The sequence below is a fragment of the Nostoc sp. NMS7 genome (genome assembly GCF_017115085.1).
In the GTDB taxonomy this organism is placed as follows: Bacteria; Cyanobacteriota; Cyanobacteriia; order Cyanobacteriales; family Nostocaceae; genus Nostoc.
In genome coordinates this window covers 1-24851 of the sequence record NZ_JABXKJ010000203.1, presented here as the reverse complement: position 1 = coordinate 24851, position 24851 = coordinate 1, and the positions used below count along the sequence as shown (strand labels likewise).

25 protein-coding genes and 2 pseudogenes are annotated in these 24851 nt (G+C 43.2%); 16 read left to right on the top strand and 11 right to left on the bottom strand.

The window, feature by feature from the left end:
- The first annotated feature begins 169 nt into the window (after window positions 1–169).
- Window positions 170–2359, top strand: a complete 2190-nt coding sequence (locus tag HWQ38_RS22945) for a polysaccharide biosynthesis tyrosine autokinase (RefSeq protein ID WP_292798193.1) — start codon at window positions 170–172, stop codon at window positions 2357–2359.
- A gap of 477 nt (window positions 2360–2836) precedes the next feature.
- On the opposite strand, the gene HWQ38_RS22940 is transcribed toward HWQ38_RS22945, so the two are convergent.
- From HWQ38_RS22940 to HWQ38_RS22930, 3 genes are all read right to left on the bottom strand, one after another.
- Complete coding sequence (locus HWQ38_RS22940; RefSeq protein ID WP_292798191.1) at window positions 2837–3508, bottom strand: rhomboid family intramembrane serine protease; 672 nt, start codon at window positions 3506–3508, stop codon at window positions 2837–2839.
- A 127-nt stretch (window positions 3509–3635) separates the two neighbouring features.
- Window positions 3636–4355: a rhomboid family intramembrane serine protease gene (locus HWQ38_RS22935; RefSeq protein WP_292798189.1), complete on the bottom strand. Its 720-nt coding sequence runs from the start codon at window positions 4353–4355 to the stop codon at window positions 3636–3638.
- A gap of 93 nt (window positions 4356–4448) precedes the next feature.
- Complete coding sequence (locus HWQ38_RS22930; RefSeq protein ID WP_292798186.1) at window positions 4449–5237, bottom strand: SDR family oxidoreductase; 789 nt, start codon at window positions 5235–5237, stop codon at window positions 4449–4451.
- 126 nt (window positions 5238–5363) lie between these two features.
- Between HWQ38_RS22930 and HWQ38_RS22925 the strand changes: the two genes are divergently transcribed.
- Window positions 5364–5984 (top strand): hypothetical protein, encoded by a 621-nt coding sequence (locus HWQ38_RS22925; RefSeq protein WP_292798207.1) that lies wholly within the window; start codon window positions 5364–5366, stop codon window positions 5982–5984.
- A gap of 20 nt (window positions 5985–6004) precedes the next feature.
- Here the strand turns inward: HWQ38_RS22925 and HWQ38_RS22920 are convergent, their stop codons facing one another.
- Window positions 6005–6505 (bottom strand): hypothetical protein, encoded by a 501-nt coding sequence (locus tag HWQ38_RS22920; RefSeq protein WP_292798184.1) that lies wholly within the window; start codon window positions 6503–6505, stop codon window positions 6005–6007.
- A gap of 197 nt (window positions 6506–6702) precedes the next feature.
- Between HWQ38_RS22920 and HWQ38_RS22915 the strand changes: the two are divergent.
- Window positions 6703–7005 (top strand): annotated as a pseudogene (locus HWQ38_RS22915) (helix-turn-helix domain-containing protein); the annotation flags it as partial.
- On the opposite strand, the gene HWQ38_RS22910 reads toward HWQ38_RS22915, so the two are convergent.
- Together HWQ38_RS22910 and HWQ38_RS22905 are read right to left on the bottom strand one after the other, a co-directional pair.
- Window positions 6968–7303: a hypothetical protein gene (locus HWQ38_RS22910; protein ID WP_292798180.1), complete on the bottom strand. Its 336-nt coding sequence runs from the start codon at window positions 7301–7303 to the stop codon at window positions 6968–6970. The pseudogene HWQ38_RS22915 and the gene HWQ38_RS22910 sit on opposite strands and share 38 nt — an antisense overlap.
- A 94-nt stretch (window positions 7304–7397) precedes the next feature.
- Complete coding sequence (locus tag HWQ38_RS22905; protein WP_292798177.1) at window positions 7398–7979, bottom strand: Uma2 family endonuclease; 582 nt, start codon at window positions 7977–7979, stop codon at window positions 7398–7400.
- A 432-nt stretch (window positions 7980–8411) separates the two neighbouring features.
- Between HWQ38_RS22905 and trxB the strand changes: the two genes are divergently transcribed.
- On the top strand, window positions 8412–9782 hold the full coding sequence (gene trxB / locus HWQ38_RS22900; RefSeq protein ID WP_292798174.1) for a thioredoxin-disulfide reductase: 1371 nt from the start codon (window positions 8412–8414) through the stop codon (window positions 9780–9782).
- 110 nt (window positions 9783–9892) lie between these two features.
- Here the strand turns inward: trxB and HWQ38_RS22895 are convergent, their stop codons facing one another.
- Both HWQ38_RS22895 and HWQ38_RS22890 read right to left on the bottom strand, forming a co-directional pair.
- Window positions 9893–10228, bottom strand: coding sequence for a XisI protein (locus HWQ38_RS22895; RefSeq protein ID WP_292798205.1), 336 nt, complete (start codon window positions 10226–10228; stop codon window positions 9893–9895).
- A gap of 54 nt (window positions 10229–10282) precedes the next feature.
- Window positions 10283–11139, bottom strand: a pseudogene (locus HWQ38_RS22890) (IS5 family transposase).
- A gap of 533 nt (window positions 11140–11672) precedes the next feature.
- Between HWQ38_RS22890 and HWQ38_RS22885 the strand changes: the two are divergent.
- The 9 genes from HWQ38_RS22885 (at window position 11673) to HWQ38_RS22845 (ending at window position 19259) form a co-directional block, all read left to right on the top strand.
- Window positions 11673–12569 carry an ABC transporter permease gene (locus HWQ38_RS22885; protein ID WP_292798172.1) on the top strand — a complete coding sequence of 299 codons (897 nt, stop codon included), beginning with the start codon at window positions 11673–11675 and terminating at the stop codon, window positions 12567–12569.
- A gap of 101 nt (window positions 12570–12670) precedes the next feature.
- Window positions 12671–12880, top strand: a complete 210-nt coding sequence (locus HWQ38_RS22880; RefSeq protein WP_292798170.1) for a hypothetical protein — start codon at window positions 12671–12673, stop codon at window positions 12878–12880.
- Window positions 12881–12971: 91 nt separating this feature from the next.
- Window positions 12972–13874: an ROK family protein gene (locus HWQ38_RS22875; RefSeq protein ID WP_292798167.1), complete on the top strand. Its 903-nt coding sequence runs from the start codon at window positions 12972–12974 to the stop codon at window positions 13872–13874.
- A 3-nt stretch (window positions 13875–13877) separates the two neighbouring features.
- The gene (locus tag HWQ38_RS22870) at window positions 13878–14504 is read left to right on the top strand and encodes a type I restriction endonuclease subunit R (RefSeq protein WP_292798164.1); all 627 of its coding nucleotides are present in this window, start codon (window positions 13878–13880) and stop codon (window positions 14502–14504) included.
- A 319-nt stretch (window positions 14505–14823) separates the two neighbouring features.
- Entirely contained in the window at window positions 14824–15411 is a 588-nt protein-coding gene (locus HWQ38_RS22865; protein WP_292798162.1) for a sigma-70 family RNA polymerase sigma factor, read from the top strand.
- Complete coding sequence (locus HWQ38_RS22860; RefSeq protein ID WP_292798159.1) at window positions 15408–15755, top strand: hypothetical protein; 348 nt, start codon at window positions 15408–15410, stop codon at window positions 15753–15755. Before HWQ38_RS22865 ends, HWQ38_RS22860 begins: the two co-directional genes overlap by 4 nt.
- A 12-nt stretch (window positions 15756–15767) precedes the next feature.
- On the top strand, window positions 15768–16250 hold the full coding sequence (locus HWQ38_RS22855; protein WP_292798157.1) for a Spy/CpxP family protein refolding chaperone: 483 nt from the start codon (window positions 15768–15770) through the stop codon (window positions 16248–16250).
- A gap of 4 nt (window positions 16251–16254) precedes the next feature.
- The gene (locus HWQ38_RS22850; protein WP_292798155.1) at window positions 16255–17808 is read left to right on the top strand and encodes a DUF1800 domain-containing protein; all 1554 of its coding nucleotides are present in this window, start codon (window positions 16255–16257) and stop codon (window positions 17806–17808) included.
- A 221-nt stretch (window positions 17809–18029) separates the two neighbouring features.
- Window positions 18030–19259: a DUF1501 domain-containing protein gene (locus HWQ38_RS22845; RefSeq protein WP_292798153.1), complete on the top strand. Its 1230-nt coding sequence runs from the start codon at window positions 18030–18032 to the stop codon at window positions 19257–19259.
- Between the two features lie 173 nt (window positions 19260–19432).
- Here the strand turns inward: HWQ38_RS22845 and HWQ38_RS22840 are convergent, their stop codons facing one another.
- The gene (locus HWQ38_RS22840; protein ID WP_292798151.1) at window positions 19433–19855 is read right to left on the bottom strand and encodes a hypothetical protein; all 423 of its coding nucleotides are present in this window, start codon (window positions 19853–19855) and stop codon (window positions 19433–19435) included.
- Window positions 19856–19956: 101 nt separating this feature from the next.
- Complete coding sequence (locus HWQ38_RS22835) at window positions 19957–21594, bottom strand: CTP synthase (RefSeq protein ID WP_292798149.1); 1638 nt, start codon at window positions 21592–21594, stop codon at window positions 19957–19959.
- An 84-nt stretch (window positions 21595–21678) separates the two neighbouring features.
- Here HWQ38_RS22835 and HWQ38_RS22830 point away from each other — a divergent pair, with 84 nt between their 5' ends.
- The 3 genes from HWQ38_RS22830 to HWQ38_RS22820 all read left to right on the top strand — a co-directional run bounded on the left by HWQ38_RS22830 (window position 21679) and on the right by HWQ38_RS22820 (window position 24508).
- Entirely contained in the window at window positions 21679–23454 is a 1776-nt protein-coding gene (locus HWQ38_RS22830) for an N-acetylmuramoyl-L-alanine amidase (protein WP_292798147.1), read from the top strand.
- Window positions 23455–23600: 146 nt separating this feature from the next.
- Window positions 23601–24011 (top strand): hypothetical protein, encoded by a 411-nt coding sequence (locus HWQ38_RS22825; RefSeq protein WP_292798144.1) that lies wholly within the window; start codon window positions 23601–23603, stop codon window positions 24009–24011.
- Between the two features lie 11 nt (window positions 24012–24022).
- Entirely contained in the window at window positions 24023–24508 is a 486-nt protein-coding gene (locus HWQ38_RS22820; protein WP_292798142.1) for a type II toxin-antitoxin system VapC family toxin, read from the top strand.
- Here the strand turns inward: HWQ38_RS22820 and HWQ38_RS22815 are convergent.
- The gene (locus HWQ38_RS22815; RefSeq protein WP_292798140.1) at window positions 24436–24756 is read right to left on the bottom strand and encodes a hypothetical protein; all 321 of its coding nucleotides are present in this window, start codon (window positions 24754–24756) and stop codon (window positions 24436–24438) included. The two genes, HWQ38_RS22820 and HWQ38_RS22815, sit on opposite strands and share 73 nt — an antisense overlap.
- Window positions 24757–24851 lie beyond the last annotated feature (95 nt).

Genomic DNA, 24851 nt, shown 5'->3' with positions numbered 1-24851 from the left:
GGAGTGGAGCAAGCCACATCTCCAACTTATGTTTGAATTCATTAATAGAAAAATATTAAAGAGATCAACCGATATATACAGTAGGAAGTTGATAGTGTGCTTGTATCAAAGCCACTATCTTGAGTTTGGTGCTTCCTAATTTTGAATTTTGAATTGGAGTGAAGCGACCATGACCCCACCAATTGTTAAGCGTTATCTGATTGCTTTTGAGAAATATAAGTGGATTGGACTAGCCAGTTTTGCTTTAGTTGTAGCAGGGTCAACTGTGGTGGCTATGCAACCAGAGCCACCTATTAGTTATATCGGATCTGCTGCACTTACCTATAGTGGCCCACCAGTTTCTTTCTCTACAACTGGTAGTCAAATCCAACAGCAAGGAAAGGAACTGAATGAAGATGTTTTACTATCAAACCAGATAATTGCAGGAGTGGCAGAGAAAGCCGGTGTCAATCCGAAAAAGCTTGCTGACAGTATTGCCCTTACTTTACCTAAAAAAACCCCCAGGACTGGAGAATTGGAATCTAGTATCTTGGAATTGAAATATGTAGATACTGACGCTAAAAGAGCTATACAGGTCTTGACAGAATTGATGCAATCAATGATCAAGTTGAGCAGTGATATCAATACTGGGCGATTACAGGCAATTATTCGAAAGATTAACGATCGCACACCACAAGCTAAACGGGATTTGCAAATTGCTGAAAAGAAGTTGGAACAGTACGATCGCATCGAGCGAACGGCAATATTAGCAGCCGAGAATGGCAGTTTGTTAAGTGCTATTACTGCCAGCCAAAATCTGCAACGGCAAATTCAATTAACTATTTCTGGGGTTGATGGTCAAGTTCGCAGTTTACAAAATAAGTTAGGCTTAACAGTCGGACAGGCTTATGTTTCTTCTGCTTTGAGTGCCGATCCAATTATTGCCAACTTGCGATCGCAAATTTATCAAAGTGAGTCGCAAATCGCCGTACTCAGAAAAGATTTACGACCGGAACACCCAACGATGGTTCAGTTGCTGCGTCAGAAACAAGCTGCTGAGGAATTGCTGCAACAACGTGCCGCAGAGGTGTTAGGTGGTGAAGGTACGGTAGCTCCGCTTCCGGGTAACCTTGCAAATATTCGCAGCCAAAGTAGCTTAGATCCAGCACGTCAGCAGTTGGCAAACCAAATGGTGTCTTTGCAAACCCAAGGGGAGACGCTGCAACAACAACTAGCCCAAGAAATTCAACAAGAAGCGCGACTGCGGCGAGAGTATTCTCTGATACCCAATAAGCAATTAGAGCGATCGCGTTTAGAACAGGAGGTTACACTCAAAAAGGCCATCTATGACCAAATGCAGGTGAAGTTAACCGATGCTAAAACCGCAGAGGCAGAAACCACTAGCAGCCTCAGCATTGCCAGACTCCCCACATTCGTTGCTGACATCAAACCTCCCAAGAGTGTGCCTATTATCCTTGCTGTAGGTGGTTTCTTAGGTGTGTTGATTGGTGGCGGGGTGATATTTTTTTTGGGAGCGATGGAAGCGACTTTCAAAACCAGGGAAGATATCCGCGAGAGCCTCAAACAACGGGAAGTGGCATTGTTGGGAGAATTGCCTTTAATGCCAGTTGATGATTTGCAGCTTGAAGCGGTGCCTGTGCTACTTTCTGCCGATTCTCCTTATTTAGAATTTTATGAGAAATTCCGTAGTAATCTGCGCCGGATTGGTGGTAAAAACTTAAAGGTGGTGTTGATTACTAGCACCAGTAGCCTAGAGGGTAAAACGGCAAGTGCATATAACTTGGGTATAGCTTCAGCCCGTGCTGGTAAAAGAACCTTGATTATCGAAACAGATTTGCGATCGGCTTCTTGTTGTACATCCCTGAAAGTAATTCCTGACCCCAACGCCACTCTTGAACCCCTGCGTTATTACGCTAACTTAAGTGAATGTATTCGTTTAGTTCCTGATGTGGAAAATTTATACATTCTTCCCAGCCCTGGCCCTGTGCGGCAATCAGCTGCTATTCTTGAATCTAGCGAAATGCGGCGGCTGATCGAAGATGTCCGCGAACGTTTTGATTTAGTTATTTTAGATACTAGTTCTCTGAGCATATCCAATGACCCTTTGTTAATCCAACCTTACAGCGATGGGATTGTATTAGTGACGCGACCACACTATACAGAAGAGAATATGCTAGGTGAGGCTATTGATCAATTGGTTGAATCGGAACTGGGGTTATTGGGAGTAATTATCAATGGCGCTGATATTATTGTTTCTCTACCTGAAGAAGTTGCACAATCATCAACATTTACATCTGACGTAAAATCGAAAATTGTAGAAGAATCAGAAGAAGTTTCCGCGAGTGCCAGCAAAAACTAATAGTTTACAAATAGTCAATTGCCAAGTTGAAATTGCTTGTACAGCTTTGGGTAAAACCTTGGCAAATTGAGGGTAGAAGTTTTAACGCATAGGGGAGGTAGCGCGTTGCCGCGGTTCCCACACCACTCCCCCCAACGGAGGGAACCTCCGCAAGGGGGTGGCTCCCCGTTGTAGCAACTGCCGTCGCGCAGAGTTAGGGAACTCCAAAAAATAAATTATTCCATTTGTGGGATGGGCAGCGTTCGACTGACTTGTACTGACTTTGCCTGCCCTGAGCTTGCCGAAGGGTACTGAGCAACGTCGAAGTAGCGTTGTCGTTGGCGCAGCCTAAGAAGAGAAGTAGCGCTCACGCCAAAGTCTTGCCCGTCCTTGGTGATTAGCGGGCAAGATGCCCGCACCACAAGAAATTTTTGGATATTTTTTTATTTGGAAGTTCCTTACACAGAGAATTGCCTACAAATTAATTAAATTTTGTACTTAGTCACGCCTAAACAACCCTAATAGGGGAGCGAGAATTACCCCAAAAACAAAACCACCGATGTGCGCCCAATAAGCAACTCCACCAGTTTCCACGCTCATCTTAGCGGCTGTTTGCAAGGTAGCAAGACCGGAGATCACATTTTGCACAAAGAAAAGTCCAATTATGATTAGTGCTGGAATTCTGATTGTGGTGATGAAAAACCCCAAAAAAACTAAAGTCCTAACTCTCGCGTGGGGAAAGCGGATAATATACGCACCTAAAACCCCAGAAATTGCACCACTTGCGCCCAAAGAAGGAATCTCAGAATTCATCCCAATAAACCATTGAGACAAGGCAGCTAAAGCACCACACGCTAAATAAAAAATCAGATATTTGAAATGACCTAATCGATCTTCAATATTGTTGCCAAAAACCCAGAGAAACAACATATTCGAGATTAAGTGCCACCAACCGCCGTGTAAGAATTGCGACGTAAATAACGTTATCCATTCTCCACTCCAATTGGTGGTTAACTCTTGAGGTATTACTGCATACTGACTTAAAAACTGACTTAATTGTGGCTGTGATAGGTTCACCTCGTGAATAAAAACTAAAATATTCATGCCAATTAACCCGTAGGTAAAATACGGGGTGATTCGCGTTGGATTTTCATCGTAGAGGGGAAACACAGGTGTTTTTCCTAAATTTATTCACTAACTGCAATATACCCTGTACGGCTGGGATTTGCGAAGTTTAGGCAATTTCACCTGTTAAATTAACCAGTATAATTCAGGGGCGCTACGATACCATGAAGAATTACTTATACCAAGATTCTTCCTGGGATTTATCGCTAAATAAACCCAACAGTGGACCGAGAATTGCCCCAAAGATAAACCCGCCTGCATGGGCCCAGTAGGCAATACCGCCGCTTTCCATACCGATGTTAGTAGGTGTTTCGAGACTAGCAAATCCGTAGAAAGCTTGTTCGAGAAACCAGAATCCCAAAAAGAAATAGGCCCGAACGCGGAAAGTTGGGAAGAAAAACCCTAAAGGTACAACACCGAGAACTTCGGCGTTGGGAAAGCGGAGAATGTATGCACCCATGACGCCTGCGATCGCACCACTCGCACCCAAAGAAGGAATGCTAGAATCTTGAGCGAAGAACCACTGGGTTAAAGATGCTAAAACACCACAAGATAAATAAAACAGTAAATATTTGGCATGACCTAATTTATCTTCAACGTTGTTACCAAAAATCCAAAGAAACAGCATATTGCCAGCTAAGTGTAATAAACCACCGTGCAAAAATTGTGAGGTAATCAAAGTTGCCCACTCTGGGACTGGTTGATGTAGAGAGATACCGCCAAAGCTTAAAGTCAGTTCTCGTGGAACTACAGCCGCAAGGTGTAAAAATCCATTTAATGCTTGTGGGGGAAGATTTGCTTCATAAAGAAAAGCGAGGACGTTGACAGCAATCAGTCCATAAGTTACATAAGGTGTGATTTTTGTCGGATTATTATCTCTAATGGGAACCACGAGCGTTTTTTCCTGATTTTAAGACACCAATTTTACAATACTAAATTATGCAAGTAGTTTCTTCTACCTCGTGGATAAATCTCGCTTTGAGACTTAAAAACCGAAAGCCAAAAATCCACCATCAACGGTGATACATTGTCCAGTGATGAAAGATGCCGCAGGCATACAAAGAAATGCCACTAAACCCGCTACTTCTTCTGGTTGACCAACTCTTCCCATAGGTGTTTGGGATAGAACTAATTTGAGAAAATCTTGGTTATCGAGTACAGATTCGGTTAGAGGCGTGCGAATAGCCCAAGGTGCTACGGTATTTACCCTAATATGATCTGAAGCCCATTCAACTGATAGCGATCGCGTCAGTTGATTTATAGCCGCTTTAGTCATACCATAAGGAGCGCCTGTACGATTCGAGACTAAACCCGCCACAGAACTTATATTCACAATGCTGCTGTTTTCCCCATTTTGAAGCAGAGGATAAAACAGACGACAAATCTCAAAAATTGATGTCTGGTTTGTCTGGATAATGAACTCATACTCAGATAAAGTATAGTCTACCAATTTTTTACTAATATTAGTTCCGACATTATTAACCAGGATGTCTAATTTCTCCCAGATTTTGCTAACCTTCTCAAAGATGACTTGACGACCATCAGGGGTTGCAACATCTGCCGTAATCCCATAAGCAGGTAATCCTGCTTGTTGCCAGATAATTAGTTGTTGGTCAACATCCTGAGAATTCCGTGCCACAATTGTGACTTCTGCACCCAGAGATAAGAACTCATTGGCAACAGCTAGTCCAATGCCTTTGGTGGCACCTGTAACCAGTGCTTTCTTTCCTGTCAGTGTCCAGCGTCGGCGTAGCCGATCGTAGGCATCGCTCATTTATAATTCTGCGGATTTTTTATTTTCAAGCTATCAATAACCTAATAGTTTATCTTGCAGATGCTCAATGCGATCGCTTTTTGTCGTAATCTAGGCGATCGCATCTTATTCCAATTCAACAAACTCATGTTTTTTTCAAATTCTCTGGAAAATCAACTCCAGCGCTGGAACGAAACCATTCGCAATCAACCGAAAAATCCTAATGCTTACATTCGTCGAGGCATGGTTAACTTTCAAGTAGCCAAGATTGATGAATCTATTCAAGATTTTGACATAGCAGAGCAATTGGATACCCGTATCAAACCCTACCTCTGGCAACGTGGATTATCGTACTATTATGCAGAAAGATTTGCTGAGGGCGCTGAACAATTTGAAATAGATTTGACAGTGAATGCTCAAGATGTCGAAGAAACAGTATGGCGATATCTCTGCATAGCTCGTTCCTTAGGTGTTGAAGAGGCACAAAAATCTTTACTAACTGTAAAAAATGACCCTCGACGTATTATGCAGCGCGTATATGATTTGTATGCAGGAAATTGTACACCAGATGATGTTTTAACTGTCGGTCAATCAGAAGGGATAAAGGGAAATTTTTACAGTCATCTTTACTTGGGATTATATTATGAAGCCCAGAATAACCTTGATTTAGCTCAGGAATATATAGTTAAAGCTGCTGATAATTACAAGATTGATGATTATATGTGGTATTTGGCAGGCGTACATAAAAATCTGCGAAAATGGTCTTGATTTACTCAATAGTAAATAAATTAAGCGTTATGGTTATCTTTCTCGTTCAATCTTTGGTCGATTTCACTAATGAAGCTTTCAACTTTAGAGATAAGATCATCAACCATTATGTCATCAATAATAATCTCTTTTCCGTCTTTTGTTTTTCCATTCCTATGTACTAAATCGTGCCTTATTAATACAGCTTTCTGAATTTCAGAGAAATTTGGAAATACGATATTAAGTGTTGCCTCGTACATCTTACTAACTTTAGGTAAGTTATGGTAAAGGACTTCTAACATTGCCTTTTTGGCTATTTCTTCTGCTTTGTTAGCAACGTCAAGAAGTTCGTTCATCCCAAGTTTTTGTTCTTTAAAGTCTTTGAATGAGGTAAAAAAGGAACTAAAATATTCTTTGTTCGACAAAACCGTATTTATAAACGCATCAGATAGGTAAGTTTCGAGACAGGCTATTACACCAACATAAATATGCCTTCTCAGAGTTTTCTTGGCTTTCGAGTCTGGCACACTGAGTTTATTCAATACTCGCAAACTTGCAATCTCATGCCAGAAAGTACGATAAAAAGCAGTATTATACCAAGTTGCAATAGATAGTATTATTTAGTAGAAGTAAAATCGGTGTACAGCTATGCCTCGTACTCGGATTAAAATCATTCCTCACTTGAACTACGCAGAATTAACAAGGGCGCTACCGTCGTTGTAGAGACGTAAAAGAACGCACCCGATGGTTGGTGATTCGTCTGTTGAGCCGACCAGGAAAACCAATGAAAGTAGAGCAAGTAGCAGCCATTACAGGTTTTAGTACTGATTGGGTACGAAAAATTGCTCGCTGTTACAATGTTCTGGGTGTAGAAGGCATTGTAGACGGACATAAAAATAGCCCTGGAGGGAAACAAAAAGCCTTAACTCCAGAACAGCAAAAGCAACTTTATGAACAATTACAATCACCTCCAGATGACGGTGGGTTATGGAGTGGACCAAAAGTCAAGGCTGGATATTATTTTGAGTCAAGCATTTCATAAACTCTTGCCCATACCAACCGCCTGTGCCAGATATATTAATGTTCATTCCGTTTTCATGAATGAATCCTGTGACTTGCCCGATAGTTCCTGGCTCACGAAATAAAGCGATCGCAGCATTAATATGGACACGAGTAATGTTATCAGGTCTGGCTTCTTCATCTGAATATTCAAAATCTTCTTCGGGGCAAACAATAATAACAGCAAGCAGCCGCTTCCTGAACCGAGTGATTGCATCTCTCATCATCTCGCCACCGTAGGAAACACCAGGTTCACATACTGGAACTAAGTTGATCTGCATAATCCAATATAACTCTGCCACCTAACTATTTATTATACGGAAATTTCCTTAGTATAAAACTAAGCGATTCAGCCAAGTCAAGGGTGAAAAGCGTTCAATTTTCGGTGGCTTCGGTTTCAAACTGCACTTGTCGGTACAAATGTGCGATCGCTATTTCCACATCCACCGATTCCAGTCGCAATATCTCATCCAAATTATACTCCGACAGCACCCATTTACCTTGTTCGTTGCGCCGAAACACTTCTACACCCGGTTGAGCTACTTGTACTAAGACATATTCTTGCAAGGTTGGAGATTGGCGATATTTGGCAAACTTTTTCCCCCTATCGACTGCTTCCGTTGAAGGTGATAGCACTTCGATAATTAAGCAGGGAAATTGTACCAATTGTGGATCGCGATCGCGCTCATCGCAAGTCACCACAACATCTGGATAAAAATACTTTTGCCCCGGTTCTACCTGTACCTTTATATCTACAATGTATACTTCACAGGAGCGATCGGCTAAAGCATCATCTAGAAGCTTAAAGAAGTTTGCAGAAATCCGATTATGGTTGCGTGTACCACCGCTCATCGCCACAACTTCGCCATCCCAATACTCGTAGCGTTGCTGTTGGGTGGGTTCCCAAACCAGATACTCCTCTGCACTCATCAAAATGTAATCGGGTAAACCAACCATCGGCGCGATCTGGGAATGATTTACTTTATCTAGGATAGCGAAAAAAGTTGTTTTAAGTACACGTCAGCTTAAAAAATGGTCGCAAATTATGCCGCGATCGCTCCGCCCCCCGCAGGTGTTACCCTGAGCCCTTCGACAAGCTCAGGGTAACACCTGCGCCGTACCACTTCGTGGAAGCAAGCTACGCGTAGCGTCTCGTAGAGAAGGGCATCGCAAGGTTTATTTGGACTGTAAATAGGGAGTGGGGAGTGGGCTTGCCGTGAGCGTAGCCGAATGAGAAGAAGCCTTTTCGGGGTGTACTGATTTTTTTCAGAAATCAAATACGAGTCCTATAGTACCGTAAGCATTTTCCAATCGCTTCCCATCTGGCATAGCCAATCACAGTTTATTATGCTATATTAAACGTAGTCGTTATGAGTTCATATAAATATCATGACTAACCCCACAGTAGAAAACTTAGTAATTATCGGTTCTGGTCCAGCAGGGTATACAGCCGCCATCTATGCCGGACGCGCTAACCTGAAACCCGTTGTATTTGAAGGTTTCCAAGCTGGGGGATTACCTGGTGGGCAACTAATGACAACGACGGAAGTCGAGAACTTTCCTGGATTTCCCCAAGGGATTACCGGGCCGGAACTGATGGATCAGATGAAGGCGCAGGCGGAGCGCTGGGGTGCTGAACTATATACTGAAGATGTTATCTCAGTTGACTTGAGTCAGCGTCCCTTTACAGTGCGATCGCAAGATCGGGAAATTAAAACCAACAGCATCGTCGTTGCGACTGGTGCAACAGCAAAGCGTTTGGGTTTACCCAGCGAACATGAATTTTGGAGTCGGGGAATCTCCGCTTGTGCAATTTGCGATGGTGCTACACCAATTTTTCACGGCGCAGAATTGGCTGTAATTGGTGCTGGCGACTCGGCGGCGGAAGAGTCAATTTACCTCACCAAATACGGCTCTAAGGTGAATATGTTGGTACGCACCGATAAGATGCGGGCTTCTAAAGCCATGCAAGACCGGGTTTTGAGCAACCCAAAAATCCAGGTGCATTGGAACACAGAAGCCGTAGATATCTTCGGTAACGGTCGCATGGAAGGGGTGAAAGTCCGCAATACTAAAACTGGTGAAGAGAGCCTACTGCACGCTAAGGGTTTATTCTACGCCGTTGGTCACAGTCCCAATACTTCTTTATTTAAGGGGCAATTAGAACTGGATGAGCTGGGTTACGTTGTCACCAAACATGGTACTGTAGAAACCAGTGTAGAGGGCGTTTTTGCTGCTGGCGATGTCCAAGATCATGAGTTTCGGCAAGCAATTACGGCTGCGGGTACTGGCTGTATGGCGGCGATGTTGGCAGAACGCTGGTTGTCATTTAGTGGCTTGATTCAAGAATTCCATCAACAGACAGAAACAGCAGATAATGAATTAGAACCTCAGCCAGCTAAAAAGACTGAAGCCGAGGAAGAAGCTGGATTTAATTTGAATGGGACGCGCCATCAGGGAGGTTATGCTTTACGGAAATTGTTCCATGAAAGCGATCGCTTACTCCTTGTTAAATACGTCTCTCCTGGTTGTGGCCCTTGTCATACCCTGAAGCCAATTTTAAACAAAGTGGTGGATGAATTTGACAGCAAAATTCACTTTGTGGAAATTGACATCGACAAAGACCGAGATATTGCTGAAAATGCTGGTGTAACAGGAACGCCAACGGTTCAATTGTTCAAAAATAAGGAACTGGTGAAGGAAGTCAAAGGTGTGAAGCAAAAGAGCGAATACCGCCAGTTGATTGAAAGTAATCTTTAAAGACTGGAGGTTTCAAAGCCTATCGACCTTTCTCTTAGAGGAATGGAAGTCGGGTTTTGAGTATACTTCACAACTTTTCAAACAACCTCTTAAATGGTAGCTTTAATAAGTTAGGCAATAGCATATCCTGTGTGTTGCCTAACATTTTCCGGGTGAAATCCCAAGACAATTTTATCTTTGGGAATTCCTGCTGCTACTAATTCGTAGGTAACACCATCTTCTGTGTCATCCCGTTGCACCCAAATTTTACCATCAATAATATCAAGATGAACTAAGCAACCGTGAATTCGCTTAACACTATCCCACCCTAAAGTTATCAGTAAATAATTGTCATTTTCGCTATCAAAGACTGCTTTACATTCAATAGCTGCGTGCGAATAAGGAATTTGCGTGTAGGGTACTAATATCTCTTTGATGATCCGTCGATAATTATCTAAAGTATCCAGTAGACCTCTTGCAAAAAAGTTTTGTGGTATTATATAGAGTTGGGAAATTTCAAGTTAATTAGCTTTTTGAAGGTCATAATTATAAATTCCAGCAATTAAGTGACAACGTAGTCCAAACCGTTTTCTACGATTGCGATAACGTTGGCTTAAAATCCGAAAAACTTTTAAACGTCGATTTACGTGTTCAATTGCAATTCGACGACTGGCCAAAGAACGATTATAGTGCTTATCTTCTGGAGTTAGCTTTCCCAATTTGGGTTTCTTTTTTGGTAAACGACAATTCCTATGTAACTTGGTAATACCTTGATAACCACTATCTTCTAAGCTTTCAGTTTCGGGATGAAAACGCACTTTACTATCGATAAACAATTTGTAGTCATGTCTTCGACCCGAACCGTTGACAACACAACGGATTTCAAAGGTCGCAAGGTCAATCACCAATTGAGATTTGAGGGTATGTTCTTTTTGTTTGCCACTATAGAACCGCTTTTGACCATGCTTAGGACGTTCAATCGGACTCTCGGTTACATCCATCACTACTGTTGAAGGTTTCTGTGATGGAATCAACAAGGACTTTTTTCCGCCTAAACGAAACTTACCAGAACCGACCAGTATGTTTTCAATTCGGTGTACGATACGGCAAACAGTCGATTCTGACACCTGCCAATCTTGAGCAATATGGAAGTAAGTGCGATATTCTCCGGAGGCGGAGCGTCTCCGGCTCCGCGCCAATACTGTAAGCAGATCAAAACTTGGTCTTCTAAATCTAGCTTGGGACGACAACCACGCGTTTGTTTGGTTTCCGTAGTATCTCCCATGACTTTGACCATCTGATCAAATGTCAGCCTTTGCACTCCCACCAGACGTTTGAACTCTCGATTTGATAGTTTTTTTGTTTGCTCGTATAGCATAAGTGAGTTTAATCAAGCTAAAAACCCCCTATCTTACCATAAAATAATTCTGCAAGAGGTCTATTGTCTTGCTAATTTACGAATACATTTCACGCCCTTTCTCTCATGTTTTTAGCCTTATAGCAAATCCAACATTTACGATGGGCGTTCGCTCCCGCGTTCCCCAGGAAAGCCTCGCCCTTAGCGATCGCACTTTGAGATGAGGCAAAATGCCTTATTTCAGCATCTTGTCGCTTTCAAGGTTTTCTGTGTAATATTACTTTTTGTTTGGTTTGATTGTTTACTTATTTGTACTTAAGCAACATTCTTGCTCTAATGTTATATTTTGCGCTCTTTATTTACCTTTTGCGGATTTATCGGGGTAGGTGCAAGATATGATCTCTAGCAAAAAGAAGGCATAATCTCACCTCTACCTCAGTCTAGCTCTGTATCCACCGTGAAACAGTCGGACTTTTATTAAGGATATTTAACTAATCTCCAATCTGATATGTAAAATAGTCAGCGTATCAAGCTTTGCTCCAGGCGATCGCACTATGGCCATTACAAAACGGCGACTACCGACATTTTTACAGTTTGGCAAAACTTCCAATCTTTCCCAAAAACTCATGCTCATCGGGTTAGCCATTACCCTATTTTTCATCTTCCTGGCATTCTTCGCTCCCGTATTCCAGGCTTTAGGATGGCTGCAAAACCCGAAAGATTTTCTCTCTAATCCAATTCACGAGCCACCCTCAGCTAAACATTGGTTTGGTACTAGTCGCCTGGGTTATGATGTGTTCTCCCGGACAATCTTTGGCGCTCAAGCTGCTTTGCTGGTGGTGATTTTGGCAACAGCGCTGAGTATGATTATCGGTGTGCCTTTGGGGATGCTGAGTGGTTATCTCGGCGGTAAATTGGATAAAATGTTGCTATTTCTTATGGATAGCATCTACACTCTACCGGGGCTACTGCTGTCTGTGACGCTGGCGTTTGTGGTGGGGCGTGGGATATTAAATGCAGCGATCGCCATTAGCATTGCTTACATCCCCCAATATTACCGCGTTGTTCGCAACCACACGGTTAGCGTGAAAACTGAAGTGTTCATCGAAGCTGCTCAAGCAATGGGCGCTTCTACTTGGGTTGTACTTTCTCGTTATCTATTTTTCAACGTCATTCAAAGCGTACCCGTCCTATTTACGCTCAACGCTGCTGATGCGATTTTAGTTTTGGGCGGTTTGGGTTTTTTGGGACTAGGACTTCCCGAAGAAGTGCCAGAATGGGGACATGATTTAAAACAAGCCTTAGAAGCTCTACCTACTGGCATTTGGTGGACTACGCTTTTCCCTGGTTTAACGATGACATGCATGGTGGTAGGGTTATCACTACTTGGTGAGGGGTTAAATGAATTTGTCAATCCCCGATTACGGAGAGAAAATAGAATCCGAAACTAGGCATTGGTCATTAGTCATTAGTCATTGATCATTAGTCATTGGTCATTAGTTTTGGACAAAGGACAAAGAACAAATGACAAATAAACAATAGAGAGATTTGTATGAAAGATAACCTAACGTTAATTGCTGCCGCTACTGGCGGGTTTATCCTTTCCGTCGCCCTTGCTGGCATCTTAAGAGGTGCGCCAATTACAGCTTGGCAAGAAAAATCGAGTTTTCGTACCACGACTGTTGCTGATTTACAGAAATCGGAGTTGAAAGCCCCACGTCTTCTGCCAACGGCAGACGCTGCGCCAACAGATGGGGGATGAAAACGACTCGCACCCAATACTTCTCTACGAGAGGCTGCGCCAACGGCTTCTCTACGAGACGCTGTTCGCGTTCGCTCAGTACAAGTGACAAATGACAAATGACAAAATTCAAGTAATTGGCATTGATGTGGGGGGGACAGCAATTAAGCTGGGGCGTTTTACATCTGATGGTACTTGTCTCTTCTCTTTGACTGTGGTAGCTCCCCAACCGACAACACCAGGGGCGGTGGTGGCGGTGCTGGTAGATGCGATCGCTCAAATTGATCCAGAGAATCAAGCTGTTGCTATTGGTGTTGGTACTCCAGGACCTGCCGATGCAAGAGGACGTATTGCCAAAATTGCGATTAACTTACCTGGATGGCGCGATGTGCCTTTAGCTGACTGGCTAGAAGCTAAAACTGGTAAACCGACTGCGATCGCTAATGATGCTAACTGCGCTCTTTTGGGAGAAGCTTGGCTGGGAGCCGGTCGCCACTTTCAAAATCTGATTCTGCTAACTTTAGGAACTGGGGTTGGTGGGGCAATTATCCTCGATGGCAAACTATTTATTGGACATCAAGGAGCCGCGGGGGAATTGGGTTTAATTTCATTAAATCCTGATGGGCCAATTTGTAATAGTGGCAATCAAGGCTCTTTGGAACAATATGCCTCTGCGACTGCGATTCGCCGCCGCACTCTCAAGGAACCCGCCGAATTGGGTTTTCTTGCCCAACAAGGAGATGCCGCAGCCTTGACTTTTTGGCAAGAATATGGTAATAATTTGGGAATTGGTTTAACGAGTTTGATTTATGTACTCACACCGCAAGCGATCGTCATTGGTGGCGGCATAAGTGGCAGCTTTGAATTTTTCTTACCAGCAGTGAAGGCAGAAATTGAGAAGCGAGTGCAGCCTTTATCACGGGCGGGTTTACAAATATTGCCAGCAGAGTTAGGCAATTTTGCTGGGATAGTAGGTGCAGCAAAGTTGGCATGGCAACACTATTCGGGATTTTAGATTATGGTTCAAATAATCCCAGCTAGAGACATCAGTCTTTACGAATTAGAAGAAAAATTTGGTTTGCAACTTGCCACAGACACCAACTTATTTAGAGAATGGACAGAAAATTTACCAGATCTAACTGATGGTGAAAAGCAAGCGATCGCACGAGTCAAAAGCAACTATTTAAACTTGAATAAGCACCGTCTGATGTCAGAAGAGGCGGTAAAGATGGTAGTGCTGTCTCCTTTACTTGATTTAGCTGGGTTTTATCAACCTCCTTTTGAGATTGAAACCGAGACTTCTGTGGAGATTTCTGCTAAAGACGAAAGCTTTCTCGTTAAAGGAAATATTGATGTTCTTGTCATCCAAAAACGTTTTTGGGTACTTGTAATCGAATCTAAAAGCAGTAAATTTGATGTGATGATAGCCCTACCTCAAGCACTAGCTTATATGCTTGCTCGTCCAAATCCTGCACAACCGACTTTTGGTTTACTAATCAACGGTAGGGAATTTGTTTTTGTCAAATTAATTCAACAAGAACATCCTTGGTATGCACGATCTGATGCGCTATCAATTGAACGCGATTCCGAACTACACCAAGTACTCAGTATATTGAAGCGGCTGCGAGAATTAATCGTTATTTAGGATTGTGGATTTAACGAGGAACGATCGCAAAAGTGCAAAAAGTTGGATAATCCGCATTCCTTAGTTGGGTAGTGTCAGGAATACTACCCTGTGTCAATTACCGATAAGAGGGGTTCTGGTAGCAATGGAACAGGAATGTACGTTAAGCCCAAGATGCAAAATGTAATTGAGTTTGAGCCGTCGCCATCAAATCTGTTTACCTTGAACAGGTGTTGCATATACCCAAACTTCTAACCCATTTGAACCTTTTTCCCATTCATCCGGTCTAAATAAATACAAGCAACGAAACGGATAGAGGAGAACGCCTCAGGTGTTAGTTGTGCCAGCCAAGGTTAATAAAGCAAATCAATCCATTAGCGAATCAGAAAGCGAATCTGACAGTTATCTAGTACAGCAGTGCCTGCGGGGTAATACCCAAAGTTACGGTCAGCTTTACCGACGCCATCAGCAAAGAGTCAGGTCAATCCTTTATAAACTATGCACTCCAGCCTCTCTCGACGATGTAGTGCAGGAAGTGTTTCTGCAAGCGTGGAAAGGATTGCCCAAGTTTCGCCAAACAGCAAAATTCTCTACCTGGCTGTACCGAATCGCTTGGAATGCGGCTTATGACCAGCGACAGGCAGATGTTCAAAGGCGAACTCAATTACAGATTCTGAGTGAAAAAACTCCTACCCAACAGTCAGCCCCAGAGTTAATGAATATGCATTATCAAGACCTTGTGCAACGGGGACTAGCAAACCTAAGTTTTGACCATCGCACGATATTGGTTTTGCATGATTTGGAAGAAGTACCTCAAAAAGAGGTAGCAAAAATCCTGGACATTCCTCTAGGAACAGTCAAGTCACGCCTATTCCATGCTCGTGCTGCCATGCGTAAATTTCTCCAAAACCAAGGAGTACAGCTATGACTCAGTTGCCCAATGATGATGCTGACCTAATTAATTTTCTCTGCCAACATTGTCCAGAAGTTCCGCCAGCCTCACCTGATTTAGAACAACAAATTTTACAACAGGTGAAAACTTGGCCTCAACCACCCTTACGCCATTATTCTAGGCTGAGGTTAGTTCTGCCTGCTCTTGCTGCGGGATTAGTAGCTGCGATAGTTGGCTACCGTGCCTTGATACCTGCTCAACCGAGTCCGGCTGAACTTGCCTCATTGGAAACTTTTATTGAAAGCAATTGGCAAGCTACAGCCAGTAGCGAACATCTGGGAAGTGATGTATGGCATTTTACAGACTTAGATACTGAATAGGAGATCGCTTTGATGTTAATGCGTCGTGTTTCCATTTTGGCGGTGGCAATGATCGCCCTGAGTAGCACTGTTGCTCTGTCCAAGCCAACTTTACTTTCACGCCAAGTTATTGCCCAAACCCCCACAAGTGTACCTCGGACAAATGGTAGTAAATCAGGGGGATGGCTCAAGGATTTGAATTTGACATCCGAGCAACTGCAACAGATTAAGCAAATTCGTAATCAATCTAAACAGCAGATAGCCGAAAAATCACAGGTGATACGTCAAGGGCAACAGGAATTACATGACCTGATAGCAGGGACAGCTAGTAAAGAGCAAGTGCGTGATAAATATAACCAACTCAAGCTTGTAAAGCAGCAGCTTGCTGATGTCCAGTTTGAAAATACCCTTGCGATTCGGGAAATCTTGAACCCAGAACAACGGCTGAAATTTGCCGATCGCATGTATAAGAAAAATCTTCGCCCAAATCCTCCACCCGCAGCACAACACAATTAACTCTATGAGTGTCAAGCCTAAATATTGGGTGTTGTTGCTGTTTATCTTGCTGGGGGGAATTGACCCCAGTTATGCAGCCTCCACACCTATTGAGCCAAAAGTATTACATATAATTAATCGCCTCAGCTTTGGCCCTCGCCCCGGAGATGTGCAAAGAGTGGAATCTATGGGTGTAGAGCGATACATTCAAGAGCAACTCTCACCTGACTCCATTCCCGAACCACAAAGTCTCACCAACCAACTAAACCAGCTAGATACTCTCCACTTGAATCCAGTGGAACTCTCAGAACATGGCACAACTCATCTTCCAGGACAAAAAGCAAGCCTTGAAGAAAGAAAAGCTGCCAATAAGTGGGCTAAACAGGTGCTAGATCAGGCAGTCCAAGCACGGTTATTAGAGGCAACTAGCAGTCCTCGACAACTCCAGGAAGTGATGGTGGACTTTTGGTATAACCATTTTAATGTGGATGCTGCTAAAGGACGCGATCGCCTTTGGGTGGGAGCTTATGAACAACAGGCGATTCGACCTTACGCTTTGGGTCGCTTTCGTGACCTGTTAGGGGCAACAGCTCATCATCCAGCTATGCAGTATTATCTAGACAACTTCCAAAATCGGGCTGACAGCCGCCCCGATGCTCAGGGTAATGTCCGAGGTTTGAATGAAAACTATGCTCGTGAACTGATGGAGTTACACACTCTCGGCGTAGATGGAGGTTATACTCAGCAAGATGTAATTGCTCTGGCGCGGATTTTGAGTGGTTGGGGTTTCAGTCGTCCCGGTCAGCAGACAGATAATAATTTCGGGTTTTATTTTAACCCGAAGCGTCATGATTTTAGCGATAAAGTTTTCCTGGGACACACAATTAGAGGTGGTGGTAAAACCGAAGGGGAGGAAGCTCTAGATATTTTGGCTCGGAGTCCGGCGACTGCACGTCACATCAGCTATCAGATAGCTCAGTATTTTGTCAGCGATCGCCCCCCCAATTCTCTGGTAAACAATCTCACACAACGTTATCTTGCCACTGATGGCAATATTCGTGAGGTTCTCAACACCCTATTCCACAGCCGGGAATTCTGGGATGCAAAAAACTTTAATGCCAAGTTTAAAACACCACTTCAATACGCGATCTCGGCGGTGCGGGCTACAGGTATGGAAGTAAATAACACAAGACCAATCTCCAACCTGCTGCAACAGTTGGCAATGCCTCTATACCGTTGCCAAACTCCAGACGGTTACAAAAATACAGCAGATGTGTGGTTAAATCCTGATGCGATGAACCGCCGTCTCAGCTTTGCGACAGCGATCGCCAATGGAAATTTACCCTTATCAACCATCCCAACAAATATGGAAACGGGGGAGAGTCCACTGGGACAAGGCAAAATCGGCACTGAGCAAATACCTTTACAAAAGTCTCCCAGAATTCCTGTAGATGCTTGGCAACTAACCAATACATTGGGCAATTCTTTTTCAGTGAAAACCCAAAAGGCGATCGCCTCTAGTGACTCTCAAATCCGTAGTGCTTTAATTTTGGGCAGTCCAGAATTTATGCGTCGTTAGTTGTCAGTTACAAAACCCAACTCATAACTGAATATATAGCGTTTTCTTTTCCTAATCAATATTTAGGTACATCATAGTCCCCTCCTCGCTTGCGGGGAGGGGGTTGGGGGTGGGGTTCTTGTGCCTCAGCTATAGCAACTAGGATGCAATATGCCCTTTTAGCGCCCAGATAACTTGTATTCTACCGAATTGAAAACAGTCATAATTAAGTACTTTTAAAGATGAAAAGACGTAATTTTCTCATCCAAAGTGGAATTTTTTCAACTGCCGCAATCACAGCCATAGGTAGCAATACTATTGTAGCTAGATCAGCTATTTCTAACAGCGATCGCCAGCGCTTGATTGTAATCTTCCTCCGGGGGGCGGTAGATGGTTTAAACGTTGTAGTTCCTTACTCAGAAACAGCTTACTATCAAGCCCGACCGCAAATTGCTATTCCCCAACCAGGGAAGGAAGGGGGAGTTTTAGATTTAGATGGGCGCTTTGGGTTGCATCCAGCATTAGTTCCTCTGATGCCCTTCTGGAAGGAGAATAGTCTGGCATTTGTTCATGCTTGTGGTTCCCCCGATCCAACTCGTTCTCACTTTGATGCTCAACAATATATGGAAAACGCTACTCCTGGTGACAAACATACTCAGGATGGTTGGATGAATCGTTTACTAGGGGTAATTTCTCAAAAAACACCTATCCAAGCAGTAAGTGTCGGAGAAACAACACCCTGGATTTTTTCTGGTCGGATGCCTGTAGCTAACATAGCATCAGGGAGAAACGCTAGCAGATTGCCAATAGATCGTCCTCAATTAGCAGCAGCATTTGATCAACTTTATGGCGGTAATGATGCCCTAAGTCAGACCTATCGCCAAGGACGGATGGCGCATCAAGCGATCATGAATGACCTCGATAGTGAAATGAATTTGGCGAATAATGGTGCGCCTTTACCTGATGGCTTCGCCAGCGATGCCCAACGATTGGCGCAACTAATGGTCCTAGACCCCAGAATTGAGTTAGGGTTTATGGCTTTGGGGGGTTGGGATACCCATGTCAATCAAGGTAGCACTCAAGGACAGTTAGCTAGGAACCTAAAAAAATTGGGTTCAGGTTTGGCAACTTTGGTCAACGGTTTGGGGAGCGTTTACCAGAATACGACAATTGTGGTGATGTCCGAGTTTGGTCGTACAGTCAAACAAAATGATAACGGTGGTACTGACCACGGTCATGGGAATGTTATGTGGGTTTTGGGCGGTAAAATTCGCGGTGGTAAAGTTTACGGTGAATGGCCTGGTCTATCTACAGCCGAACTTTACCAAGGTAGGGACTTGGCTATTACCAGTGATTTTCGGGATGTTATCTCTGCCGTGTTGTCAGATCATCTGCATCTCAATCAAGCAAAATTGAATCAAGTGTTGCCAAATTACGCCTCTACTCAGAAAGTAGCATTAATTGTCAAGTAAGCAATGAGCAATTATTTTTTTCACAATCCCTCTTTGGCAACCAATTGCATCAATCAAAAAGTTTTCCACAAGCCTTACCAACTTTTGATTTGAGCCAGTCTCAAACATTGGCTGGCATCCCCTTAATATCTGCTTTTTAATTTTAAGATATTTTTTTTTGGAAGTACTTAATACTAAGAAAAAGAATATCCTGTTGCTTTCTTAACGTATTGCACCACTTTTTGATATGATTCAGGATTACTCACAGGGTTGATGATGATGGGGATAGTGCCATCTGGCAACCAAAAAGTTATCCTGCCGTTTGGTTCATGACAAAAGGAACTGATGCAGTTGAGATTAATTACATATTCATTTTTTTCGTAAATAATTTTCACCCAGTGGGCGTGATCTAATTCCAACGCCGTCACACATTCTAAATAATCGAGAATCTTTTGATAATCTTCTAAGTTAGTTTGCGGGTTAATCACTATTGGAAGGGTACTATCGGGCAACCAAAAAGTAACCCTGCCATTCACTTCATAACAAAAAGCATGGACACGCTCAAAATTCACTACATATTCTCTCCTCTCGTAAAGGATTTTCACCCAGTACGCCACAACATCTCCTCAAGTCCGAAATTTACGAATGATGCACCCTGGATGTTCAAATCTGCTAAAGCCTGAAGTTAATGTTGCAATTAATTATCAATTATGAATTTTTATGACACCTCCAATGGTGTAGGTTTACCAGATGTTGAGATAGAAAGAGCGATCGCTGCTTGAATGAACCCTTTAAATAAGGGATGAGGGGTACTGGGGCGCGATTGAAATTCTGGATGGAATTGGCAAGCAAGAAAGAATGGGTGCTTAGGTAATTCCACAATTTCAACTAACTGTCCATCGGGAGAAGTACCACTGATCACATAGCCAGACTTCAATAACAGATCGCGGTAATCATTGTTGAACTCATATCGATGTCGATGTCGTTCATAAATTACATCTTCTTGATAAAGCTTGAAAGCCAGAGTATCAGGTATAACACGACAAGGATATAGCCCCAAGCGCATTGTACCCCCTAAATCCACTACTTCCTGCTGTCCTGGCAATAAATTAATCACCGGATCAATTGTATAGGGGTCAAATTCAGCACTATTGGCATCTGTTAATCCGCCTACGTGCCTAGCCCATTCAATCACAGAACATTGCATTCCCAGGCATAAACCCAAAAAGGGGATTTGGCGATCGCGCGCGTATTTAATCGCGGCAATTTTGCCATCCACCCCCCGAACACCAAAACCTCCTGGTACAATCACACCATCGACACCTTTAAGATGAGTTTCGGCTGGTTCAGTTTCCAAATCTTCTGAGTTCACCCAACGCAGGCGCAGTTTGCCATAAGTGGAGATGGCAGCATGGTTTAATGCTTCCACTACAGATAGATAAGCATCACTTAACTGCACATATTTCCCGACAATGGCAATTTCTACCTCGTGTTTGGGACTATGTAACCGTTTTACCAAGGTTTGCCACTGCGTCAAATCTGGTTTGCGTTGTTCCATTTGCAGCAAGTTCAGCACTTGTTCTGCCATTCCTTCCCATTCCAGATTCAGTGGTACTTCATAGATACTTTTGGCATCTTGGGAAGTGATCACACATTCTTCCGCGACATCGCAAAAACCCGACAATTTTTGTTTTAATCCCTTGGGTAAGGGGCGATCGCTGCGACAAACTAAAATATCTGGTTGAATGCCAATGGATCTCAGTTCCTTAACTGAATGCTGGGTTGGCTTAGTTTTCATCTCACCCGCAGAGGCAATCCACGGTACCAGCGTTACGTGCATATACAACACATTCTGCCGTCCCACCTCTTTGCGGAACTGGCGAATTGCTTCCAAAAACGGCAGTGATTCAATATCTCCCACCGTACCGCCGATTTCTGTAATCACTACCGAGGGATTTGTACTTTTAGCAACTCGCAGAATCCGATCTTTTATTTCATTAGTAATATGAGGAATTACCTGTACAGTACCGCCATTGTAGTCTCCGCGCCGCTCTTTATTGATAACTGCCTGGTAAATCGAGCCAGTAGTAACACAGTTCAAGCGCGACATTGAGGTATCAGTAAAGCGTTCGTAATGCCCCAAGTCCAAATCTGTCTCCGCACCATCCTGAGTAACGAATACTTCCCCATGCTGAAAGGGACTCATTGTGCCAGGATCGATATTGATATAAGGGTCGAGTTTGAGAATCGACACCGAATATTCGCGCGACTTGAGCAAACGCCCTAGACTTGCTGCTACAATGCCCTTACCAATACTGGAAACTACGCCTCCAGTTACAAAGATAAACTTAGTCATAGTAGTTTGAATTTCTAACAACTTCTAAAAATACATCCCGTCATTGTGCCACAGTTATTGTGGTGTAATTTTCTGTGATTTGCAGTGAAAAACCTTTTAGGATTAGTAATATTAGGCTTTATTCTCTCCTCCTCGATCGCATTAGCACAGCCATCTCTTATAGTCATTTTTCCCCAGACAAACTACCAGACAAGTGCCGAAAAAATCTTCTTTCTGGGCACTGCACCACCAGATGGTCAGGTTTTGATCAATAGTAAGCCAATTACCCGCAGCAAAGCTGGTCATTTTTCCCCTAGTTTCCCCTTGCAGTTGGGGGAGAATCTTTTTACTGTACGTCACGACAATCAAGAACTCCAGATTAAAGTGACAAGGCTTACCACTAGCCCTGAACTACCACAGGGGTTAGGCTTTGCTAAAGATTCCCTGACTCCTGCTGCTGACATTGCCAGACTACCAGGAGAACTAATTTGTTTTAGCGCCTTAGCGAAACTTCCTCAAGGGGTCGCACCCCCTAAGGCCAATGTCTCTGTTAAATTGGCTAATCAAACTATTGCCCTTTTACCCCAACTTCAACAAGCACAACTACCAAGTAATTTGGCAATTCTAACCGGGCAAAATCAGCCTTATGCCCAGTCTGGCGTAGGCAATTATCAAGGTTGCACCACAGTAGCAGCAGCCGCCGATCTGGGGCAACCTCAGTTTCAATTGACGCTCAATGACAAGACAATAACTCAGCTAGGATCTGGTAAAATTCAAATCCTCTCAAGAGCAGAATTGCCAGTTGCTGAGATTATGGCAGACGCAGGCGTTGCTCGTACTGGCCCAAACAGCGATTATTCTCGACTCACACCACTGCCCAAAGGCACACGCGCAACAGTTACAGGTAGGGAAGGTGAATGGTTGCGCCTAGACTATGGCGCTTGGATTAATAGTAAAGAAACGCGCATTTTACCTGGTGCAATTGAGCCACAGACAATAATTCGCAGTGTCGGATACCGTCAACTCCCTGGTGCGACAGAGATAGTTTTCCCCTTGCAAGTTCCCGTGCCTGTGAGTGTACAACAAAGTGAGCAAGCGATCGCTCTCACTCTCTACAATACCACTGCTCAAACCGACATTATTCGCCTGGATGATGACCCCCTAATTTCTCGCCTAGATTGGCAACAGGAAGCCCCAGGACAAGTAAAATACACCTTTAACCTCAAAAAAGCTCAACAGTGGGGATATAAGCTGAGATACGACGGTACAACCCTGGTTTTGGCTTTGCGTCATCCGCCTCAAATCGCCAACACAAAACGCAAGCCTTTAGCTAATTTCAAGATTGTACTAGATCCAGGGCATGGCGGTAAAGAAACTGGTGCCAGTGGCCCAACTGGATATTTAGAAAAAGATGTGAATTTGGTGGTATCTAAGTTGCTGCGCGACGAATTGGTGAAGCGAGGAGCAACGGTGGTGATGACGCGGGAGGACGATCGCGAACTTTCTCTAGTAGAACGTCAGGCAATTATCAGTCAAGAAGAACCGGCGATCGCTATTTCCATCCATCATAATTCTCTACCCGATGATGGCGATGCCGAAAAAATTAAGGGATTCGCCGCTTTTTGGTATCAACCCCAAGCTCATAACCTCTCAATATTTTTACAGAATTATGTAGTCAAAAAACTCGGTAGACCTTCTTATGGTGTGTTTTGGGATAACCTAGCGCTTACACGTCCGACTGCTGCGCCATCGGTGTTACTGGAATTGGGTTTTATGAGCAATCCCGATGAATTTGAGCAGATAGTGAACCCAGAGGTACAGAAGAAAACGGCAAATGCGATCGCTCAGGGAATTACTGAGTGGTTTAAGAGCGTTCGATAAATTTGGAGGTACAACTAGTGTTGTATTTGGTGGAGTGCGATCGTTCTTTGTTCAAGCTTTTTGACTTTTATAGTGCGATCGTTAAAACCATTGCTACTGTATCAATCGAGTAAAATGAAAGTTCAGTTGTTCCTGCGAGGTGTCCGATGACTATGCTTGACCGCCGCCGCCAACTTCAACAACAGATTGCTCAACTTCCAGATGACCAACTGACTCAGGTTGAGCAATATCTAGCATTTCTTGGTTTTCAGAAAACAGTTCTATCTCCATCAGAAGTGACCAAATCACCTTCCACTGGAGCTTCGATTCTGGCATCTTTAGAGCAAGCACACACTCCGCCCAATTATCCTCTGGAGGATGAAACCCTAGCACAACCACCTGAAGATTTTGCCGCTAAGATCGCTGAAATAAAACAACGTGGCGATCGTTCTCAATCTGTGATCCGACGAGGTTCTACAGGTCAAGATTTGCTCAAATTTGCTGGTACTTGGCATGGAGACGATCTAGAGGAGTGCCTAGCATTTCTTGATGCAACCCGCTCAAAAGCGAAGTTTTAAGCCAATAATTTATGTATTTGCTGGATACGAATCACTGTAGTTATCTCATTAACAACAATCCTCAAGTTGTCGCAACTGCTCAAAGCTATGCTCAAGCTCCTTTTGGGATTAGCATAATTAGCTATGGTGAGTTGCTCTACATGACGGAAAAATCAGAGCGTCGAGAGATGAACTTACAAGTGGTTCAAGCATTCCTGACAGAGATTGATATCTATCTGATCAACAAAGAAATAGCTGAGATATACAGTCAACTGAAGAACCGCATTTTTCGTCAATTTGCCCCAAAAGAAAAAAACAAAGGCCGCAGTACCCGCATTCAGGATCTCGGTTTTGATGATAATGATTTATGGATCGCCACAACATCAATTTATCATAATATTACTCTTGTATCTCCTGACAGCGACTTCGCCAGGATTCAGCAAGTTTACTGCTTTTTAAAGGCTTTCCACTCCTCAGATATACTTTTTGCTTTTGCCCGTTTCAGGTCTTTTTCATAATCTTTTAAGAGTTCCATGCACAAACGTTGCAACTCAGTTGTGTTTTTAGATAGTTTTTTATAATCAAAAGTAGAATTTTTTTCGTCTTTCAAAAAGTAGTTTAAATCTACAATAATGTTGTTTCTGAGGATATCAGTTATTATTCTCTTAAATTCATTTAAGTCTTTAGAATTTAATACAATCTTTAGTTTATTTGTATATACAGCTTTACCAACTTCATCCTTTTGCATAATTTTAGAAATTACCAAAAGTGTTGAATGTTAAGAGAAATCCGATAAAAACAGCCCAAAATATGTTAAATTTTGGGCGGAAGATTAAAGTATATCTATTTGATAGTGATGAT

What these genes read in the sequence shown, in the direction of transcription:
- HWQ38_RS22880 (WP_292798170.1), top strand. Translation starts at nt 12,671, where the DNA reads ATGAAAGATAACCTAACGTTAATTGCTGCCGCTACTGGCGGGTTTATC.
- HWQ38_RS22905 (WP_292798177.1), bottom strand. Translation starts at nt 7,979, where the DNA reads ATGGTTGGTTTACCCGATTACATTTTGATGAGTGCAGAGGAGTATCTG.
- HWQ38_RS22875 (WP_292798167.1), top strand. Translation starts at nt 12,972, where the DNA reads ATGACAAATGACAAAATTCAAGTAATTGGCATTGATGTGGGGGGGACA.
- HWQ38_RS22885 (WP_292798172.1), top strand. Translation starts at nt 11,673, where the DNA reads ATGGCCATTACAAAACGGCGACTACCGACATTTTTACAGTTTGGCAAA.
- HWQ38_RS22850 (WP_292798155.1), top strand. Translation starts at nt 16,255, where the DNA reads ATGAGTGTCAAGCCTAAATATTGGGTGTTGTTGCTGTTTATCTTGCTG.
- HWQ38_RS22860 (WP_292798159.1), top strand. Translation starts at nt 15,408, where the DNA reads ATGACTCAGTTGCCCAATGATGATGCTGACCTAATTAATTTTCTCTGC.
- HWQ38_RS22930 (WP_292798186.1), bottom strand. Translation starts at nt 5,237, where the DNA reads ATGAGCGATGCCTACGATCGGCTACGCCGACGCTGGACACTGACAGGA.
- HWQ38_RS22945 (WP_292798193.1), top strand. Translation starts at nt 170, where the DNA reads ATGACCCCACCAATTGTTAAGCGTTATCTGATTGCTTTTGAGAAATAT.
- HWQ38_RS22825 (WP_292798144.1), top strand. Translation starts at nt 23,601, where the DNA reads ATGACTATGCTTGACCGCCGCCGCCAACTTCAACAACAGATTGCTCAA.
- HWQ38_RS22835 (WP_292798149.1), bottom strand. Translation starts at nt 21,594, where the DNA reads ATGACTAAGTTTATCTTTGTAACTGGAGGCGTAGTTTCCAGTATTGGT.
- HWQ38_RS22910 (WP_292798180.1), bottom strand. Translation starts at nt 7,303, where the DNA reads ATGCAGATCAACTTAGTTCCAGTATGTGAACCTGGTGTTTCCTACGGT.
- trxB (WP_292798174.1), top strand. Translation starts at nt 8,412, where the DNA reads ATGACTAACCCCACAGTAGAAAACTTAGTAATTATCGGTTCTGGTCCA.
- HWQ38_RS22845 (WP_292798153.1), top strand. Translation starts at nt 18,030, where the DNA reads ATGAAAAGACGTAATTTTCTCATCCAAAGTGGAATTTTTTCAACTGCC.
- HWQ38_RS22820 (WP_292798142.1), top strand. Translation starts at nt 24,023, where the DNA reads ATGTATTTGCTGGATACGAATCACTGTAGTTATCTCATTAACAACAAT.
- HWQ38_RS22855 (WP_292798157.1), top strand. Translation starts at nt 15,768, where the DNA reads ATGTTAATGCGTCGTGTTTCCATTTTGGCGGTGGCAATGATCGCCCTG.
- HWQ38_RS22870 (WP_292798164.1), top strand. Translation starts at nt 13,878, where the DNA reads ATGGTTCAAATAATCCCAGCTAGAGACATCAGTCTTTACGAATTAGAA.
- HWQ38_RS22925 (WP_292798207.1), top strand. Translation starts at nt 5,364, where the DNA reads ATGTTTTTTTCAAATTCTCTGGAAAATCAACTCCAGCGCTGGAACGAA.